At 58.5% G+C, this 513-nt stretch carries 1 pseudogene; it reads right to left on the reverse strand.

Annotated elements, in window-relative coordinates:
• Window positions 1-363, reverse strand: a pseudogene (locus QP415_RS10765) (hypothetical protein); the annotation flags it as partial.
• Window positions 364-513 lie beyond the last annotated feature (150 nt).

Genomic DNA, 513 nt, shown 5'->3' on the forward strand with positions numbered 1-513 from the left:
TCCTCGCGCGCTCAGCTCTCGCAGCACGTGCCCGACACCGACCCCACCCCTGATCGACGATTCTCGGGCGGCACTACGACCCAGAGGCCACGCGCCGACGATGGCAGACAGCATCACAAGGCTGTCGCCGCTTTCTCCACGCATGAGCACCCACGTTCGCGTTGAGTCAAGGATCTGACCCGACACGACCTGTCCGCCACGCAACGCGAGGGTAACGATGCCCGAGGCGCCAGCGAGCCGCGCCGACAGGGTCACCGACGCGCGCTCAGCATCTGTGAGTTCATCGATGAGTTCTTCGAGGTCGCGCACGCGCTGCTCATCGAAGCGCGCTTCCAGTTCGGCAATGAATGCTGACATGTCCATATCCCTACGATGCCACACTCCCACCCACAAAGCGCTCCACATCACATTTTCATATCATTTTGACAAACGTATTGACACATACTGACATGAAGCGGATAGTTAGATGCAACGAATCCGTCTCACTCGATGAAGAGTTCACCATGACTGATG

This window comes from Pauljensenia sp. UMB3104 (assembly GCF_030217285.1).
Classification (GTDB): Bacteria; Actinomycetota; Actinomycetes; order Actinomycetales; family Actinomycetaceae; genus Pauljensenia.